Annotated in this window: 16 protein-coding genes; 12 read left to right on the plus strand and 4 right to left on the minus strand. The window is 67.7% G+C overall.

Features of this window, described 5'->3' with window-relative positions; translation table 11 throughout:
- Positions 1–8 precede the first annotated feature (8 nt).
- From gltS to ACF8LI_RS06855, 4 genes are all read right to left on the minus strand, one after another.
- Positions 9–1,238, minus strand: a complete 1,230-nt coding sequence (gltS, locus tag ACF8LI_RS06840) for a sodium/glutamate symporter (RefSeq protein ID WP_392414704.1) — start codon at positions 1,236–1,238, stop codon at positions 9–11.
- 137 nt (positions 1,239–1,375) lie between these two features.
- Positions 1,376–3,010, minus strand: a complete 1,635-nt coding sequence (locus ACF8LI_RS06845; RefSeq protein WP_392414703.1) for an alkaline phosphatase D family protein — start codon at positions 3,008–3,010, stop codon at positions 1,376–1,378.
- Between the two features lie 60 nt (positions 3,011–3,070).
- Positions 3,071–4,669, minus strand: coding sequence for a GGDEF domain-containing protein (locus ACF8LI_RS06850; RefSeq protein WP_043790780.1), 1,599 nt, complete (start codon positions 4,667–4,669; stop codon positions 3,071–3,073).
- Positions 4,670–4,727: 58 nt separating this feature from the next.
- Positions 4,728–5,708, minus strand: a complete 981-nt coding sequence (locus ACF8LI_RS06855; protein ID WP_392414702.1) for an NADPH:quinone oxidoreductase family protein — start codon at positions 5,706–5,708, stop codon at positions 4,728–4,730.
- A gap of 117 nt (positions 5,709–5,825) precedes the next feature.
- Between ACF8LI_RS06855 and surE the strand changes: the two genes are divergently transcribed.
- The 12 genes from surE to hisS all read left to right on the plus strand — a co-directional run bounded on the left by surE (position 5,826) and on the right by hisS (position 18,190).
- Positions 5,826–6,629, plus strand: a complete 804-nt coding sequence (gene surE / locus ACF8LI_RS06860) for a 5'/3'-nucleotidase SurE (RefSeq protein ID WP_016447569.1) — start codon at positions 5,826–5,828, stop codon at positions 6,627–6,629.
- Entirely contained in the window at positions 6,626–7,414 is a 789-nt protein-coding gene (locus ACF8LI_RS06865; protein ID WP_016447568.1) for a protein-L-isoaspartate(D-aspartate) O-methyltransferase, read from the plus strand. The genes surE and ACF8LI_RS06865 overlap by 4 nt, the downstream gene beginning before the upstream one ends.
- 13 nt (positions 7,415–7,427) lie before the next feature.
- Positions 7,428–8,345: a peptidoglycan DD-metalloendopeptidase family protein gene (locus ACF8LI_RS06870; RefSeq protein ID WP_046984217.1), complete on the plus strand. Its 918-nt coding sequence runs from the start codon at positions 7,428–7,430 to the stop codon at positions 8,343–8,345.
- Positions 8,345–9,427: an RluA family pseudouridine synthase gene (locus tag ACF8LI_RS06875; protein WP_046238192.1), complete on the plus strand. Its 1,083-nt coding sequence runs from the start codon at positions 8,345–8,347 to the stop codon at positions 9,425–9,427. The genes ACF8LI_RS06870 and ACF8LI_RS06875 overlap by 1 nt, the downstream gene beginning before the upstream one ends.
- Positions 9,428–9,537: 110 nt before the next feature.
- Entirely contained in the window at positions 9,538–10,446 is a 909-nt protein-coding gene (gene scpB, locus ACF8LI_RS06880; protein WP_392414701.1) for an SMC-Scp complex subunit ScpB, read from the plus strand.
- Positions 10,443–11,840 carry a pseudouridine synthase gene (locus ACF8LI_RS06885; RefSeq protein WP_392414700.1) on the plus strand — a complete coding sequence of 466 codons (1,398 nt, stop codon included), beginning with the start codon at positions 10,443–10,445 and terminating at the stop codon, positions 11,838–11,840. The genes scpB and ACF8LI_RS06885 overlap by 4 nt, the downstream gene beginning before the upstream one ends.
- A 124-nt stretch (positions 11,841–11,964) precedes the next feature.
- Positions 11,965–12,390, plus strand: a complete 426-nt coding sequence (ndk, locus tag ACF8LI_RS06890) for a nucleoside-diphosphate kinase (protein WP_016447563.1) — start codon at positions 11,965–11,967, stop codon at positions 12,388–12,390.
- A 92-nt stretch (positions 12,391–12,482) separates the two neighbouring features.
- The gene (rlmN, locus tag ACF8LI_RS06895) at positions 12,483–13,607 is read left to right on the plus strand and encodes a 23S rRNA (adenine(2503)-C(2))-methyltransferase RlmN (RefSeq protein WP_392414699.1); all 1,125 of its coding nucleotides are present in this window, start codon (positions 12,483–12,485) and stop codon (positions 13,605–13,607) included.
- 76 nt (positions 13,608–13,683) lie between these two features.
- Complete coding sequence (gene pilW / locus ACF8LI_RS06900; RefSeq protein WP_074920963.1) at positions 13,684–14,496, plus strand: type IV pilus biogenesis/stability protein PilW; 813 nt, start codon at positions 13,684–13,686, stop codon at positions 14,494–14,496.
- Positions 14,489–15,460 (plus strand): RodZ domain-containing protein, encoded by a 972-nt coding sequence (locus ACF8LI_RS06905; RefSeq protein ID WP_047472010.1) that lies wholly within the window; start codon positions 14,489–14,491, stop codon positions 15,458–15,460. Before pilW ends, ACF8LI_RS06905 begins: the two co-directional genes overlap by 8 nt.
- 2 nt (positions 15,461–15,462) lie before the next feature.
- Positions 15,463–16,746, plus strand: coding sequence for a flavodoxin-dependent (E)-4-hydroxy-3-methylbut-2-enyl-diphosphate synthase (ispG, locus tag ACF8LI_RS06910; RefSeq protein ID WP_047472013.1), 1,284 nt, complete (start codon positions 15,463–15,465; stop codon positions 16,744–16,746).
- Between the two features lie 184 nt (positions 16,747–16,930).
- Positions 16,931–18,190 carry a histidine--tRNA ligase gene (gene hisS / locus ACF8LI_RS06915; protein ID WP_392414769.1) on the plus strand — a complete coding sequence of 420 codons (1,260 nt, stop codon included), beginning with the start codon at positions 16,931–16,933 and terminating at the stop codon, positions 18,188–18,190.
- Positions 18,191–18,252: the final 62 nt, after the last annotated feature.

Raw genomic sequence — 18,252 nt, forward strand, 5'->3', positions numbered from 1 at the left:
CGTGGTGGTCAGTGCAGCCAGCGTATGAACAGCTGGATCACGGTGGCATTGACGATGTCGACGAAGAAGGCGCCCACCATAGGGACGATGAGAAAGGCCTTGTGCGATGGGCCGTACTGGTTGGTGATGGCCTGCATATTGGCCACGGCCGTGGGCGTGGCACCCATGCCGAAACCGCAGTGGCCGGCGGCCAGCACGGCTGCATCGTAGTTGCTGCCCATGATGCGGAAGGTCACCAGCGCGGCATACAGGCCCATGACCAGCGTCTGGGCCGCCAGGATCGCCATCAGCGGTGCCGCCAGCCCCGCCAGCTCCCACAGCTTGAGCGACAGCAGGGCCATGGCCAGGTAGATGGACAGCGAGGCATTGCCGAAGACGTCGATGGCCCGGTCGAATACCTGGAAGTGAAAGACATAGTCCAGCGTGTTGCGGATCAGGACGCCACCGGCCAGCGCCCAGACGAAGGTGGGCAGGGAGAACAGGGTGCCGGCGGTGAATTGCGTCATGAACTCGGCAAAACCCAGGCAGCCCGCGAACAGGGCCAGTGTTTCTATGGCCGCGCTGGTGGTGATCAGGCGCGTCTGCTCGGGGTTCTCGAAGCCGCCGTGGCTTGCGCTTTCGCCCAGCGGGGGCTGTTTTTCGGGGGCGGCTGCGGGGTCATGCACGGCAAGCCTACGGCGCGTGATCAGGGCCTTGGCCAGCGGGCCGCCGATCAGGCCGCCGATCACCAGTCCGAAGGTGGCACAGGCAATGCCCAGGGTGACCGCGCCCTGGATGCCGTATTCGCGCTCGAAAACCTGGCCCCAGGCACCTGCCGTGCCATGGCCGCCCGTCAGGGTGACGGAGCCTGCGATCAGCCCGAACAGCGGATCGAGCCCGAGCATCTTGGCCAGGCTCACGCCGACCAGATCCTGCAGGCTGATGAAGACGGCGACCACGGCCAGGAACAGCAGCAGCGAACGGCCGCCTTCGCGCAGCTTGGCGAAATTGGCGCTCAGCCCGATGGACGAGAAAAACACCAGCATGAAGGCCATCTGCAGCTCGCTGCTGAAGCTGAAGGTGCAGCCCAGGGTCTGGTTGAGCACGAACAGGGCGACGGCCACGACCAGGCCGCCGGCCACGGGCTCGGGGATGTTGAATTCGCGCAGCAGGCGCAGGTGCCGTACCAGCCATTTGCCCAGCAAAAGGACGAGGGCGGCGAAGATCAGGGTGTAGTAGGCGCTGAAAGTCAGGTGCATGGCTTCCGTGTTCCGGTGGGCGGGGCAAGGCAGCGCACCATACGATAGGCGGCATGCCGGGGGGCGATGTCAGGATAGCCACTGATTGCCAGGCCTGCTGAAAGTGCCCTTTGGTCGTGCCCTGCGTCAGTGCCCTGTCAGCTGGCTACGGGGCCGGGCCGCCTGTCCTCGACGGTGAAGCGGGCCAGCGTGTAGATGCGGCTGTCGGCTCGCATCGGGTTGGCCACGGCGCGCAGCTCGCTGGTCCAGCGCTCGGGCGTGATGTCGGCCAGCCCGTAGCCGCGTTCCTCGCAGCGTGCGTACAGCACCTGCGGGTTGTGGTCGACGATGGCATCGACCTTGGCCTGGGTGGTGCCGCTGCGCGAGGTGATGGAGGTGCTGCAGAACTCGCTGGCCACGACGGGATTGCGCCGCTCGGGCGCGGCCTCGGGGTCTGCGTGCACGGCACAGACATAGTTCTGGTGCAGGTCGCCGCCCAGCAGCACGCTGTTGCGCGGCGTGGGCTGGGCGCCCGGCGTGAGGTGGCGCACCAGGCGCTGGCGCGCGGCCGGGTAGCCGTCCCAGCTGTCCGTGGCCTGCGATCCCGAGGGCGGCCGGTGCGTGGACACCAGGGTGGGCTGAGCCAGGATGCTCCAGCGCGGTCCCTCGCTTGCGTGCTGGCGGGCATCTTCGGCCAGCTGGCGGTACAGCCACTGCTCCTGCGTCCAGCCCAGGAAGCTGCGCGCCGTATCCGACAGGGCTGCGCATTGCGCAGGGCGCACGCTGCCCTTGTCTGCCGCTCCCTCGGCGCGGCAGGCCTGGGCGCTGCGGTACTGGCGGCCGTCCAGAAAATGCAGCCGGGCCAGCCGGCCCCACTGCAGGCTGCGGTACAGCTGCAGCCCGCCGCCGCCATGCTGGGCGCCCGCGCCGGTCAGCGCGCTGGCGCGCAGCGGCATGTTCTCGTAGAAGGCCTGCCAGGCAGCCATGCGCCGGGCCAGGAAGCGCCCGGCATCGCCCTGGCCCTGGTCGCCGGCGTAGTTGTTCTCCACCTCATGGTCGTCCCAGCCCACGGACCAGTTGCACATGGCGTGCGCTGCCTGCAGCAGCGGGTCGCTCTTGTGCAGGGCGTAGCGGTCCCGGTAATCCTGCAGGCTTTGCGCGGCCCGCAGGTTGTGGGTGCGGGCCAGGCCCAGCGTCATGGCGGGCGTGGCGTACTCGTAGATGTAGTCGCCCAGGAAGAGCACCAGGTCCGGCGCGTCCTGCACCACCTGGCGCCAGGCCGCGTAGTAGCCGTGCTCCCAGCGCTGGCAGGAGGCATAGGCCAGGCGCAGCCGCTGGGGCATGCTGCCGGGCGCGGGCGCCGTGCGGCAGCGGCCCGTGCTGCTCACGGCCTGGCCCAGCATGAAGCGGTAGTGGTACCAGCGGTCAGGCGCCAGCCCTCCCACCTGCACATGCACGCCGTGGCCCCATTCGGGCTGGGCCATGGCCTCGCCGCTGCGCACGATCTGGCGGAACAGCGGGTCGTGCGCCAGCTCCCAGCGGATCTTGAGCGCAGGCATGGCCGTGGTGTCGGTCTCGCCCAGCTGTGCAAGCGGCGGCGTGAGCCGCGTCCACAGCAGCACGTTGTCGGGTTCGGGGTCGCCGCTGGCCACGCCCAGCGTGAAGGGGTTGTGCGCAGGCCGCTCGCCCAGGCGAGCCCATGCGGGCAGCTGGCCCAGCACCGTGGCCAGGCCCGCTGCGACCAGAAACTGGCGCCGCGGTGCAGGGACGGGGGCGCTGAAGGGCAGGGGCATGGCGGTTCGGGGGCAGGTGGCGCAAGAAAGCGGGGAGATACGGAGCGTGGCCTCGGTGGATCAAAGGCCGGCGCCTGCATTTCCAACTGGCTGCCATTGTGCGCCTGATGCCGTGGCAATGCTGTGCTTGCCGCGCTCCTTGGCCTGCAGCATGGCGGTATCCGCGCGGCGCAGCACGTCCATGCCGTTTTCGTGGCTTTGCAGCTGGGCCACGCCCGCACTGAAGCTCAATGGCCGGGGGGCCGGCTGGCCTGGCGTCTGCGAAGAGGCTGGCAAAGGCGTCTGCTCCAGCAACTGCAGCAGGCGCTGCAGCGCCTGGGCGCCCGCAGTCTCCGGTGTCTGGGGCAGCAGCAGCACGAAGGCCTGGCCCTCGTATCGGCCCACCACGTCCTCGGGACGCAGTCCCTGGCGTGCCAGCTGGGCCACATGGATGAGGGCGGCATCGCCCATGGCATGCCCCAGCTCGGCATTGAGGGCCTGCATGCCGTCCATGTCGAGCAGGGCAACGCTCAGCGGCTGGCCATGGCGCTGGGCGCGCGCCACCTCGCGGTCCAGCGCCTCGCTCACACCCAGGCGGTTGAGCTGGCCGGTCAGCGGATCGTGGCGTGCACGGCGCGCGGCCTCGTCCAGTTCCTGCTGCAGGGCCTCTATGCGCGCCTCGCAGGCATCGACATGGCTGCGCAGCGATTGCAGCTCTTCCTGGGCCACGCGGCTGCCGGCGGCCATGGTGCGGGTGGCCTCCAGCACCTGTTGCAGCAGCGGGGCGGCATCCTCCAGGCGCTGGATGCCGTCCAGCTGGCGCGCGGCTTCCTCCATGCGGGCGCCCAGTGTTTCGTTGCTGCTCGTGATCTTTGCCAGATGCTGGACGAAGCCGCCCAGCATGTCCTTGAGCGCCTGCTGCGCGGCGGCCATGCCGTCCTGCAGCTGCATGCGCCGGTGGATCACGGTCTGCAGCTCGCGCCGCGCATCCACCAGGGGCGCGGGTGACAGCGGCGGCGTGATGGCCTGCTCGATGGCCGTGAGCTGCGGCACCAGCCAGCTGCCGTGCGTGGGGTCCTGGGCCAGATGCTGGATCAGGGTCTGCAGCAGCTCCTGCACCAGCTGCAGGACCTGGAGCTGGTCGGCAATGGAGAACGACAGCTGGTAGTGCTGGTCATGCAGGCGCCGCGCCAGGGCCTTGGCGTCCACGGGCGGTGCCTGCAGCTGTTCCATGAGCTGCTGATGCAGTTGCCGGGTCTTGGCTTCCTGGGTGTTCAGCAGCGCAAAGAAGGCCTCGAAGCGCCGCGCCAGCTGCTGCGTCAGATCCTCGGGCAAAGCCTGCAGGGGCGGCGGCACGGGCAATTCCACGGGCCTGGCCTCATGGGTTGGCGGCTGCAGGGCCGCGTTGGCATAGGCGGTGATGACCTGCTGCAGGCCCTGCCAGTCGCTGCGCTCTATGGCGGCGCCCAACTGGTCGCGCAGGCGCTTCTGTCCGGGCGTCTGCGCAGGCAAAAGCGCATGGACGTGGCGCAGCGGCCCCTGGGGAAAGCTGGCGGGGCCGGGTTCGCCGGCTGCCTGCTCATAGAGGCGGGTGTAGTTTTCCGGGGTGGGCGGCAGGCGGTTCAGCGCCAGTTGCCGCAGTGTTTCGCGTGCCAGTTCGGAAGCGGAGCGCTCGGCCATGGGTGGGCAGTTGTTTCAGAATGCAATGCCCTCCAGTGTGGCATGGCCGGCGCCTGGTTCACTGCTCGTTGACCATGACCAGCTTGCCCTGGACCTGGCGCGATCCCATGCGTGCGTAGGCCGCGTGCAGCTCGGCCATGGGCATGGTGCGGTCGATCACGGGCTTGATCTTTCCCTGGCCGTACCACTGGGCCAGCTCCTGCATCATGGCCGCGTTGGCCTTGGGCTCGCGCCGGGAGAACTCGCCCCAGAAGACGCCCACCAGCGATGCGCCCTTGAGCAGCGGCAGGTTCAGCGGCAGGGCCGGGATGGGGCCAGCGGCAAAGCCCACGATCAGATAGCGGCCGCGCCAGGCGATGGAGCGGAAGGCAGGCTCGGCGAAGTCGCCGCCCACGGGGTCGTAGACCACGTCGGGGCCCTTGCCGTCGGTGGCCTCCTTGATGGCCGCGCGCAGGTCGCCCTGGCTGTAGTTGATGGTGGCATCGGCGCCCTGTGCCTTGCACAGCGCGCACTTTTCGTCGGTGGAGGCTGCCGCGATCACGCGTGCGCCTGCCGCCTTGGCGATCTGGATGGCGGCCGTGCCCACGCCGCCTGCCGCGCCCAGCACCAGCACGGTCTCGCCCTCGCGCAGCTGGCCACGGTCGATCAGCGCATGGTGCGAGGTGGCATAGGTCATGATGAAGGCCGCTGCATCGACGAAACTGAATCCATCGGGCAGCGGCATGCACAGCGCGGCCGGTGCCAGCGTATGGGTGCCAAAGCCCCCGGTGCCCGACAGGCAGGCCACGCGCTGGCCCACGCTGAGGTGGCTCACGCCTTCGCCCACGGCCTGGACCACGCCCGCGTATTCCGAACCCGGCACGAACGGCAGCTCAGGCTTCATCTGGTACTTGTTCTGCACGATCAGCAGATCGGGGAAGTTCAGGCTGGCCGCCTTCACTTCGAGCAGTACCTGTCCAGGGCCCGGCGCGGGTGCGGGCAGCTGCGTCCACTGCAGTTGATCGACGCCCGTGGGCGTTGTGCAAAGCCAAGCGTGCATGGTGGTTGTCTCCTGTGATTGAATGCCTGGCCGATGATAGGAGTGTGGCGGGAATGCCTCCTGTCCCTCGGGCGACGAGACGCCCGCCTACAATCGCCCGCAATCCCTGCTGTATCCATGAAGATTCTCATTTGTAACGACGACGGCTACCAGGCGCCCGGCATCCAGGCCTTGTACGAGGCGCTGCGCACGGTGGCAGACGTCGAGGTGGTGGCGCCGGAGCACAACAACAGTGCCAAGTCCAACGCCCTGACGCTGAATGCACCGCTGTACGTGCACCAGGCCCACAACGGTTTCCGCTATGTCAACGGCACGCCGGCAGACTGCGTGCACATCGCCCTGACCGGCCTGCTGGGCTACCGGCCCGACCTGGTGGTCTCCGGCATCAACAACGGCGCCAACATGGGCGACGACACCATCTACTCGGGCACCGTCGGCGCGGCCATGGAGGGCTTTCTTTTCGGCATTCCCGCCATTGCCTTCTCCCAGGTGGACAAGGGCTGGTCCGAGATCGAGGCTGCCGCCGCCGCCGCGCGCCAGCTGGTCATGGACATGCAGTCGCAGGAACTGATCGGCCTGTCGCCCTGGCTGCTCAACGTGAACATTCCCAACATGCCGCTGTCCGCGCTCAAGCCGCTCAAGCTGTGCCGGCTGGGCCGCCGCCATGCGGCCGAGCGCGTCATCACCCAGGAGAGCCCGCGCGGCGAAATGATGTATTGGATAGGCAGCGCAGGCGCGGCCATGGATGACTCGGAGGGCACGGACTTCCACGCCACGTCCCACGGCCACATGTCTGTCACGCCGCTGAAGGTGGACCTGACCGACCATGACAACCTGGGCTACTGGGCGCAGACGGCGGCCAGGCTGGCATCGGCCAGTCAGGCCGTGCTGCCTGCCCAGGGCGGGGCGGTGCAACCGTGAGCGAGCGCCGTCCCGGAGTTCCCTCGTGGGTGGCGCGCTCGGTGCAGAACCCTGCGCCGGCCTCGCGCGCAGTGCCCGCGCGCTCCGCGCTGGCCACCGCCGCCGCCCGTGCCCCGCAACAGCCCTCGGGCATCGGCATGGATTCGGCCGCCGTGCGCGCGCGCATGGTGCAGCGACTGGCCGCCACCGGCATCCAGTCGCCGGCCGTGCTCGCTGCCATGGGAGCGGTGGAGCGCCACCGCTTCGTGGACAGCGCCCTGGTCAACCAGGCCTATGAGGACACCAGCCTGCCCATCGGTCTGGGCCAGACGATCTCCAAGCCCAGCGTGGTCGCCCGCATGACCGAGCTGCTGCTGGGTTCGGAGGCCGCGAAGTCGGGCCTGGGCCGCGTGCTGGAGATCGGCACCGGCTGCGGCTACCAGGCGGCCGTGCTGGCGCGCGTGGCACGCGAGGTCTATTCGATCGAGCGCCTGCGCGGCCTGCACGAGAAAGCGCGCAGCAACCTGCGGCCCTGGCGCCTGACCAATGTCCATCTGATCTTTGGAGACGGCATGGAAGGCTATGGCAGCGGCGCTCCGTACGCGGGCATCATCTCGGCCGCCGGCGGCGAGAGCATGCCCTCGGCCTGGTGCGACCAGCTGGCCGTGGGCGGGCGGCTTGTCGCGCCCATGGTGGTTACGGGGGGTAAGCAGGCACTGCTGGTGATTGACAAGAGTTCACACGGGTTTACGCAATCGATTTTGGAGGCCGTGAACTTTGTCCCCCTAAAATCGGGCATCGCCTAGAAGGGAATAACTTATGTTGGTATCGCGAAGTCTTGGGGCTTGGGGAACGGTGGTGCTGGCCGGCATGGTTCTGGCAGGCTGCACATCCCAAGTGAACAGGGCTCCCGTGGAGGACCGCGGAACATCCACCTCCACTTCCACCTCTTCCTCGCCATCGGCGGCCGTCAAGCCGCTGCCCGGCGTCGAGAACGCCGGCAAGCCCGGCTACTACACCATCAAGCCTGGTGACACGCTGATCCGCATCGGCCTGGAGACCGGCCAGAGCTGGAAGGACATCGCGCGCTGGAACAATCTGGAGAACCCCAACCTGATCGAAGTCGGTCAGGTGGTTCGCGTCGTGCCGCCGACCAGCTCGTCCATGGCAAGTTCGGACAGCGGCAGCACACGTTCTTCGTCGTCGTCCTCGTCCTCGTCCTCCTCTTCCACGCCCAGCGGCTCGCCGGTGGTGGCAACGCCGCTGCCGCCCGTGGCATCCTCGGCATCGTCTGGCAGCTCCACCGCAACGCCTGCACCCGCGCCGACCCCGGCACCGGCTCCTGCACCCGCAGCCGGCAAGGGCGCCGACGATGTGGACTTCATCTGGCCTGCCTCGGGCAGCCTGATTGCCGGCTTCGACGAGGCGCGCAACAAGGGCTATGACATCGCAGGCAAGGCCGGCGACCCCGTGATGGCCGCTGCCGATGGCCGCGTGGTCTATGCCGGCGCCGGCCTGCGTGGCTATGGCAACCTGATCATCCTCAAGCACAACAACACCTACCTCACGGCCTACGCGCACAACCAGACGCTGTTGGTCAAGGAGGACCAGACCGTGCGCAAGGGCCAGAAGATCGCCGAGATGGGCAGCACCGACGCCGACCGCGTGAAGCTGCACTTCGAGGTGCGTCGCCAGGGCAAGCCTGTCGATCCTTCGCGCTACCTGCCTTCGCGCTGATGAGCCGCAGCACCAGGCAAACCGGACAAGCCCCTGCCCCGCAGGGGCTTGTTTCTTCTGCGCCCGGCGAACCGCTGCCGGAATCGGTCGAGGACCAGGACGAGGCCGACGCCGAAGGTGGCGAGGTCGAGGCCGCCGCCGCCGAGCTGCGCGAAATCACCGTGCCGCCCGCCCAGCACGGCCTGCGCGCCGACAAGGTGCTGGCCGAATGCGTGGCCGAGTTCTCGCGCAGCTATCTGCAGCAGCTGCTTGCGCAGGGCGCGGTCACCCTCAACGGGCGTGTGCTGGGCAAGCCTTCCGCCAAGGTCGCGGCCGGCGACCGCATGGTGCTGGAGATGCGGCCCACGCAGCAGAGCATGGCCTTCCAGCCCGAGGACATGGCGCTGGACGTGGTGCATGAGGACGAGCACCTGCTAGTCGTCAACAAGCCGGCTGGCCTGGTCGTGCACCCGGCGCCCGGCAACTGGACGGGAACCCTGCTCAACGGCCTGCTGGGGCGCGACCCCAAGGCGCGCGAGGTGCCGCGCGCCGGCATCGTCCATCGCCTGGACAAGGACACCAGCGGCCTCATGGTCGTGGCGCGCAGCCGCGCCGCCATGGATGCGCTGGTGGCCATGATCGCCGCACGCGATGTCAGCCGGCAGTACCTGGCGCTGGCCCACAAGGCCTGGGGCCCGCGCAAGCACCGCGAGGTCGATGCGCCCATCGGCCGCGATCCGCGCAACCGCCTGCGCATGGCCGTGGTCGACCTGGCCCAGCATGCGGGCAAGACCGCGCGCACCGACATCGACCTGCTGGCCGGCAACGAAGAAGTCAGCCTGGTGCGCTGCACGCTGCATACGGGCCGCACCCACCAGATCCGCGTGCACATGGCCTCTCTGGGTCATCCGCTGGTGGCCGATGCCGTCTACGGCGGCAAGGACGCTGGCGGCATGACGCGCCAGGCCCTGCACGCCTTCCGGCTGGCCTTCACCCATCCCATGACGGGCCAGGCCCTGGTGCTGCATGCGCCGCTGCCCGCCGACATGGCGCAGGCGCTGGAAAATTGGGGGCTGAGCTACAATCCCGCCGAAAGCCTCTGACCATCTCTCGCATGGCATCTGTGGAGCGCTTGCTTCCTCTTCTTTGATTCGGCGCACCCTGGCTGCCACCCCTGGTGGCACGCGCGCCTTTGTTCCCGAGACGCTGAGCCATGAATACGGTAGATGCCAAGCGGGTCCTGGAAACTGCATTGATCTGCGCGCCGCAGCCTGTCACGCTGCGTGAGCTGCGCTCGCTGTTCGATGACGTGCTGGGCTCCGACACGCTGAAGGACCTGCTGCTGGACCTGCAGAAGGACTGGGCGCAAAAGGGCGTGGAGCTGGTACAGGTGGCGTCCGGGTGGCGCTTCCAGAGCCGGCCCGAGATGCGGGTGTACCTGGACCGGCTGCATCCTGAAAAGCCGCCACGCTACACCCGTGCGACCCTGGAGACGCTGGCCATCATCGCCTACCGTCAGCCGGTGACGCGCGGTGATATCGAGGACATACGCGGTGTGACGGTCAACAGCCTGCTGATCAAGCAACTGGAAGACCGGGGCTGGATCGAGGTGATTGGCCACCGGGAAACCGTGGGCCGGCCCTCTTTGTTTGCCACCACGCGCCAGTTTCTGGACGACCTGGGCCTGCAGTCGCTGGACCAGTTGCCCATGCTTGAGGAGCCTGAATCCCAGCAAAGCCTGTTCAAGGCGCTGGAGGAGTCGGGCGAGCCTGAGGTGCAAGAGAGTGCGCCAGCCGGTGACGCCCCGCCGACCGAAGGCTGGGGTCCCGACGAAGTGCCGCCAGTCATCGGCGCGCAGGACGTGGGCGAGGAATTGCTGGATCAGGTGCCGTTGCAGGCCGATGAGACGGAGCTGGTCGAGGACGGTGAGGACGACGCCCTTGCCGCTCTCTTGCCAGAGGCGCCCTCGGGCGAGGCTGAGACACCGGATGGGACAGAGGCCGCGAGTGCCGCAGAAGCTGCGCAGACCGCAGACACAGCGGAAAAAGCGGACACCGCGGATACGACAGACACAACGGATACGGACGGCGCTGCACTGCAGGCCGAAGAAGGAAAGCCATGACGGGTAGTGATATCTCCAAGGACCAGGACGCCCAGCCGGCGTCCGACGAGGCTGGCGCACAGCGCAAGGCCCGCCCCGCGCGCTCGCGCGCTCCCAAGGCCGAGTCCCGGCCTGGCGCCAGGCCTGCGCGCAAGCCGCGTCCGGCCGCCGAGGCGGTGCCTGCCGAAGACACCGAGCAGGAGCTGGTGACGGCTGATGCATCAGAGTCAAGCGACTCAGGGTCTGCCGAAGGCTACGGTTTTGCGGACGTCATCTCGGGCGAGCTCGACGCCGCCGAAGAGCGCGACGATGCCGCGCCTGCCAAGCGCGTGCTGCTGCCCCAGGTCGATTCGCCCAAGCTGCACAAGGTGCTGGCCCAGGCCGGGCTGGGATCGCGCCTTGAAATGGAGCAGCTCATTCTTGAAGGCCGCATCTCGGTCAACAACGAGCCTGCCCACGTGGGCCAGCGCATCCAGTTCGGCGACCAGATCAAGGTCAACGGCCAGCCCATCCGCTTTCGCATCGATCCGCCGCCGGCGCGTGTCATCGCCTATCACAAGCCCGTGGGCGAAGTCGTCACGCACGACGACCCCCAGAACCGCCCCACGGTGTTCCGCAAGCTGCCGCGCCTGCAGCATGGCAAATGGCAGTCCGTTGGCCGCCTGGACCTGAACACCGAAGGCCTGCTGCTGTTCACCAGCTCGGGCGAGCTGGCCAACTCCCTGATGCACCCGCGCTTCGGCCTGGAGCGCGAGTACGCGGCCCGCGTGCTGGGCGCGCTCAGCAAGGAAGAAAAGCAGCGCCTGACCGATGGCGTGCAGCTGGAAGACGGCGTGGCCGCCTTCGGCTCCATCGAGGATGGCGGCGGCGAAGGCGCCAACTGCTGGTACCGCGTGACCATTTCCGAAGGCCGCAACCGCGAAGTGCGCCGCATGTTCGAGGCGGTGGGCCATGCCGTGAGCCGGCTGATCCGCATCCGCTATGGCGCCATGGTGCTTCCGCGCGGCCTCAAGCGCGGCGCCTGGGTGGAGCTGGACCAGGCCGACATCCAGTCCCTGGCCTCCGCGGCAGGCATGCAGGCGCGTGCGCCTGCTGCACCCAAGCCCGCGGCCGGAGGCCGCCGTGGTGGCCCGGCCGACCGCAACACCGTCCGCCGCGAAGGCGGCGGCCGCTATTTCGACGGCAATCGCCCGGCACCCAATGCCATGCTGGACGGCCCGCGTGCCAAGCCCGCTGCCAAGGGTGGCAAGGCGGACGGCGGCCAGGGCAGAGGGCAGGGCGGTGCAGGCGGGCGGGGCAAGACAGGTGGCAGCCAGCAGCCCGATCCGATGCGTACATCGGTGGGCTACATCGGCTCCGACAGCCTGTCGCGTGCACGCCAGAACGCCAAGCGCAAGCCGGGAGGGCGCCGCTGAAATACGGCGGTCAGCCTCCCCTTTGGCAGCACCATGTCATCAAGGACTTTGATGGCACAGCTAGAATCAACGGTTTTGTCCAATTGACAAAAATCCATAGTAACCCTGATTAGGAACCATTCAAATGGCCATCGAACGCACTCTTTCCATCATCAAGCCCGACGCCGTTGCCAAGAACGTGATCGGCCAGATCTACGCTCGCTTCGAGGCCGCCGGCCTGAAGGTCATCGCCGCCAAGATGGTGCACCTGTCGCGCGGCGAAGCCGAGCAGTTCTACGGCGTCCACAAGGAGCGTCCCTTCTTCAAGGACCTGGTGGACTTCATGATCTCCGGCCCCGTGATGATCCAGGCCCTGGAAGGCGAGAACGCCATCCTGAAGAACCGTGAACTGATGGGCGCCACCGACCCCAAGAAGGCTGAGAAGGGCACGATCCGCGCCGACTTCGCCGACAGCATCGACGCCAACGCCGTGCACGGCTCTGACGCCGCTGAAACTGCAGCCGTGGAAGTGGCATTCTTCTTCCCCGGCATGAACGTCTACTCGCGCTGATCCCCGCGTCTTCCGCGGCCGTCATGGTCTGTCCGGTGCAGGCCATGCCTGCCGCGGAAGAGCCGAGAGCGGCGTGGCACCGGCCTGCCGACATGAATACCAATTTGCTAGATTTTGATCTCGACGGACTGGCCGCTTATTGCGAACAGCTCGGCGAGAAGCGTTTCCGCGCAACGCAGCTGTTCCGCTGGATCCACCAGCGAGGCGCCAGCGATTTCGACCAGATGAGCGATCTGGCCAAGTCCCTGCGCGAAAAGCTCAAGGCGCGTGCCCACATCACGGCCCTGCCGGTTCTGACCGAGCATGTGTCTGCCGATGGAACGGTCAAGTGGCTGTTCGACGTGGGGGGCGGCAATGCCGTCGAATCCGTTTTCATTCCCGAAGATGACCGGGGCACGCTGTGCGTGTCGTCCCAGGCCGGCTGTGCCGTGGGCTGCCGCTTCTGCTCCACGGGTCACCAGGGCTTCAGCCGCAACCTCAGCACGGGCGAGATCCTGGCCCAGCTCTGGTATGCCGAGCATGCGCTGCGCAAGCGCCTGGGCACGGGCAGCGAGCGCGTCATCTCCAACGTGGTGATGATGGGCATGGGCGAGCCGCTGCAGAACTACACGGCCCTGGTGCCGGCGCTGCGCGTGATGCTGGATGACCATGGCTACGGCCTCTCGCGCCGCCGCGTGACCGTGTCCACCTCGGGCGTGGTCCCGATGATCGACAGGCTGTCGCAGGACTGCGCCGTGGCCATGGCCGTGTCGCTGCATGCGCCCAACGACGAGCTGCGCGACCCGCTGGTGCCGCTGAACCGCAAGTACCCCATCCACGAGCTGCTCGATGCCTGCGAGCGCTACCTGGAGTTCGCGCCGCGCGATTTCATCACGTTCGAATATTGCATGCTCGATGGCGTCAATGATCAGCCCGAGCATGCGCGCCAACTGATAGAGTTGGTCCGCGCACGTGGCGACGGCCGCAGCTGGTGCAAGTTCAACCTGATTCCGTTCAACCCCTTCCCGGCCTCGGGCCTGCTGCGTTCACCTGCAGCGCGGGTGACGGAGTTCGCCAGCCTGCTGAGCAATGCCGGCATTGTGACCACGGTGCGCAAGACACGTGGCGACGACATCGACGCAGCCTGCGGACAGCTGGCTGGCGATGTCAAGGACCGCACGCGCGCTGCCGAGCGCATGGCAAAGCAGCGCACCATTGTTCTCAAGCAGATGCCTTGAGAGGACCTACGGAACAAAGGGACAGTTCATGAAGTCAGTGGCTCGGCGGCTGCGATCGGGGGGTATCGGTGGATGCATGCGCTGGGCAGTGCCGGTGCTGGTCCTTGCCTTGGCCGGCTGCGCCGGCAAGCAACCTTTGGTGCCTTCGGCGAATTCAGGCTCCGGCAATGCTTCGTCCGTCTCCAATGCCTCGATGGCCTCGGCCGCCGAGGTCGATCCCCGTCGCCGCGCGGCCATTCGCCTGGAGCTGGCGGCTTCCTACTTCCAGGCCGGCCGCATCGATGTGGCCCTGGAAGAGGTAAACCAGGCGCTGGCCTCCGACCCCGGTTCCGCCGATGGCTATGGACTGCTGGCCCTGATCTACATGCGCAACCAGGACTGGGACCAGGCCGATGCCAGCCTGCGCAAGGCCATGTCGCTGCGCCCCCAGGACGGTGACCTGCAGCACAACTACGGATGGCTGCTGTGCCAGCGCAAGCAGTATGTGCAGGCCCAGGAATGGCTGGACAAGGCACTGGCCCAGCCCGGCTACCTGGAGCGTCCCAAGACATGGATGGCCAAGGGCCTGTGCCTGCAGCAGGCCGGTCTGCTGGTCGAGGCCCAGCAGGCGCTGCTCAAGGGCTATGAACTCGACGCCGCCAACCCGGTGATAGCCTATCACCTGAGCAATGTGATGCTGCAGGGGGGCGACGCCAAGAGGGCGCAGTTCTACATCCGCCGCCTCAACAGCAGCCCCCAGTCCAACGCGGAAAGCCTGTGGCTGGGCATCAAGATAGAGAGGGCGCTGCAGCAATCTGCAGCGATGCGGCAGCTGGCCGACCAGCTGCACCAGCGCTTCCCGGAGTCCCGCCAATGGCTGGCCTACGAGCGTGGAGCATTCAATGAGTGAGGTGTTGGCGGTGCATGACGAAGCAGGTACGCAAGGCGAGAACGCCAAAACTTCCATGACGGCGGGCACGCTGCTGCGCCAGGCGCGCGAGGCGGCAGGCCTGTCGCTGGCCGGACTGGCGGCGGCGCTCAAGGTGCCGGCCCCCAAGCTGGAGGCCCTGGAGGCGGATGACTATGCCGCCTTCCAGGACCATGTCTTCATGCGGGCCCTGGCACAAAGCGTCTGCCGCACGCTGCGCGTGGACTCGGCCTCGGTGCTGGCCCTGCTGCCGCGCACCCAGCTCAAGAGCCTGGCCGATGATCGCGGCAGCATCAATGCCACGTTCAAGGAGCGCTCCTTCAAGGCCACCGGAACACCGCTGGGCCGCGAAAACGGTTCGCGCAAGGTCGCCATCATCGTGCTGCTGCTGCTGGCGGCCGCCGCCGCCGTGTACTTCCTGCCCAAGCACGAAGGCGATGCCGAGGAGCCGCAGGCCGGCTCTTCCGACGCCGCTGCCCTGGTGTCGCCGGCCGCAACCGTGTCCGAGCCCGTGGCTGCCCAGGAGCCTGTGGCGCCCGCAGTGACGGCGCCAGCCTCCGAAGGGGCGGCGCCTGCAGCACCTGCAGCGCCTGCAGCCACGCCAGCCGTCCAGGCGCCTGCAGCAGCGGCTCCCGCAGCTGGCGTGCCTGGCGATGTGCCCGCCGATGCCGCAGCGGCGACTCCTGCAACCCAGGCCGCGCAAACGCCTGGTGGCGTGCTGGTCATGAAGGCCAGCGCACAATCGTGGGTGCAGGTCAAGGATGCCAACGGCCGCGTGGTGCTGCAAAAGACGCTGGCTGCAGGTGAGTCGGTTGGCGCCGAAGGTGCGCTGCCGCTGTCTGTCATCGTCGGCAATGCCAGCGGCACCGAAGTGCGCGTCCGTGGTGAGCTGCTGGAAGTGGCCAAGACCACCCGTGACAACGTGGCCCGCTTTGAGGTGAAGTGACCGTGCAAGATTTCCTATCCACGCAGCAGCCGATAGCGATTGCCTCGCCGCTGCCGCGCAAGTCCCGCCAGGCCCGCGTGGTCTGGCGCAACAATGTCGTCACCGTGGGCGGCGATGCGCCTGTGCGCGTGCAGTCCATGACCAACACCGATACGGTGGACGCGGTCGAGACGGCCATACAGGTGCGCCAGCTGGCCCAGGCCGGCTCGGAGATGGTGCGCATCACCGTCAACACGCCCGAGGCAGCCGCTGCCGTGCCCTACATCCGCGAGCAGCTCGACCGCATGGGCGAGTACGTGCCGCTGGTGGGCGACTTCCACTACAACGGCCACCGCCTCCTCACCGAATACCCGGCCTGCGCCGAGGCGCTGTCCAAGTACCGCATCAACCCCGGCAACGTCGGCAAGGGCGAGAAAAAGGACAGGCAGTTCGGCCAGATGATCGAGGCGGCAGCCCGCTACGACAAGGCCGTGCGCATCGGGGTCAACTGGGGTTCGCTGGACCAGGAGCTGATGGCGCGCCTGATGGACGAGAACTCGCGCCGCGCCCAGCCCTGGGATACGCGCCAGGTCATGTTCGAGGCGCTGATCTCCTCGGCCGTCGATTCCGCGCGCCTGGCCGAGTCCATGGGGCTGAACGGCGACAACATCATCCTGTCGTGCAAGGTCAGCGGCGTGCAGGACCTGATCTCGGTCTACCGGGCCCTTGCGCAGCGCTGCGACTATGCGCTGCACCTGGGCCTGACCGAGGCCGGCATGGGCACCAAGGGCACGGTGGCCTCGGCCGCCGCGCTGTCCGTGCTGCTGCAGGAAGGCATTGGCGACACCATCCGCGTCTCGCTCACGCCCCAGCCCGGTGAGGCGCGCACGCAGGAAGTGGTGGTTGCCTCCGAAATCCTGCAGGCCCTGGGCCTGCGCGTTTTCGTGCCCAGCGTCACGGCCTGCCCTGGCTGCGGCCGCACCACCAGCACCACCTTCCAGGAGCTGGCCAAGCGCATCGACGACTACCTGCGCGGCCAGATGCCGCTGTGGCGCATGAAGTACCCCGGCGTCGAGGCCATGAAGGTGGCCGTGATGGGCTGCATCGTCAACGGCCCTGGCGAGAGCAAGCACGCCAACATCGGCATCAGCCTGCCCGGGACGGGCGAGGCGCCCGCTGCCCCCGTCTACATTGACGGCGAGAAGGCGTTGACGCTGCGCGGCGAGCGCATTGCCGAGGAATTCCAGACCCTGGTCGAAGACTATGTGGCGCGCACCTATGGCACCACCGCTGCCGCACCCGCCTGAGCGGCTACGCCAGGCATTGCAGTTATTGCAAAATAGATAGCACACCACGCTTTGTTTCATGGGGTCTCACGCGGGATGCGCGTGGGAGCATGGAGCGCAAAAGGCGGGGTCCGCTCCTGTTTCCGAGCATTCATCGAACGAGAACAACGTGGCCAAACCCGAAAAACTCTCCGCCGTCAAAGGCATGAACGACATTCTTCCCGCCGAGTCCGCTCGCTGGGAATGGCTGGAGGCGCAGGTGCGCGAGCTGATGGCGCGCTTTGCCTACCGCAACGTGCGCACGCCCATCGTCGAGCACACGCAACTGTTCGTGCGCGGCATCGGCGAGGTGACGGACATCGTCGAAAAGGAGATGTACTCCTTCGAGGACAAGCTCAATGGCGAGCGCCTGACGCTGCGCCCAGAAGGCACGGCGAGCCTGGTGCGCGCCACCATCGAAAACAACCTGCTGTACGACGGCGGCAAGCGCATGTGGTACATGGGGCCCATGTTCCGCCACGAGCGCCCGCAGCGCGGCCGCTACCGCCAGTTCCACCAGATCGGAGCCGAGGCCCTGGGCTTTGCCGGCCCCGATGTCGATGCCGAGCTCATTTTGCTGGCCGTCTCCCTGTGGAAGCAGCTGGGCCTGACGCAGTGGCGCCTGGAAATCAACAGCCTGGGCCAGCCCGAGGAGCGCCAGGCCCACCGCCAGGCCCTGATCGCCTACCTGGAGCAGCACCAGGACGTGATGGACGAGGAGGCCAGGCGCCGCATGTACAGCAACCCGCTGCGCGTGCTGGACACCAAGAATCCCGCCATGCAGGCCATGGTCAACGGCGCGCCGCGCCTGCTGGACTTCCTGGGCGAGGGCTCGCTGGCCCACTTCGACGGACTCAAGGCCATCCTGGACGCCAATGGCGTGCCCTGGACCGTGAATCCGCGCCTGGTGCGCGGCCTGGACTACTACAACCTCACGGTGTTCGAGTTCATCACCGACATGCTGGGCGCGCAGGGCACCATCTGCGCCGGCGGCCGCTACGACTACCTGATCGAGCAGGTGGGCGGCAAGAGCGCGCCGGCCGTGGGCTGGGCGCTGGGGGTGGAGCGCGTGCTGGAGCTCGTCAAGGAGCTGGGCGCCGACATCCCCGCGCCCACGCTGCATGCCTACGCCATCGTTCCCGACGTGTCGGCCATGCCCGTGGCCCTGTGCACCCTGCAGCAGCTGCGCGAGGCCGGCGTGCGCGTGCAGATGCATGCGGCCAGCGCCGAAGGCCTGGGCAGCATGAAGTCGCAGTTCAAGAAGGCCGACGCCAGTGGCGCGCATTTCGCATTGATCTTCGGCTCCGACGAGCTGCAGCAGGGCCTGGTCACCGTCAAGTCGCTGCGCGACGGCACGGGCCAGCAGGTGCAGCAAGCCCTGGCCGATGCGGCCCAATGGGCTGCCACCCTACAATCGGCGGTTTGACCGTCATCCGCAGCTTTCCAGGCCACCGCTCCAGCGGCGTCCTCCATACACAAGGCGACACA

Origin of the sequence: Delftia sp. WSY_12 (assembly GCF_043104645.1) — a bacterium.
Lineage (GTDB): Bacteria > Pseudomonadota > Gammaproteobacteria > Burkholderiales > Burkholderiaceae_C > Comamonas > Comamonas tsuruhatensis.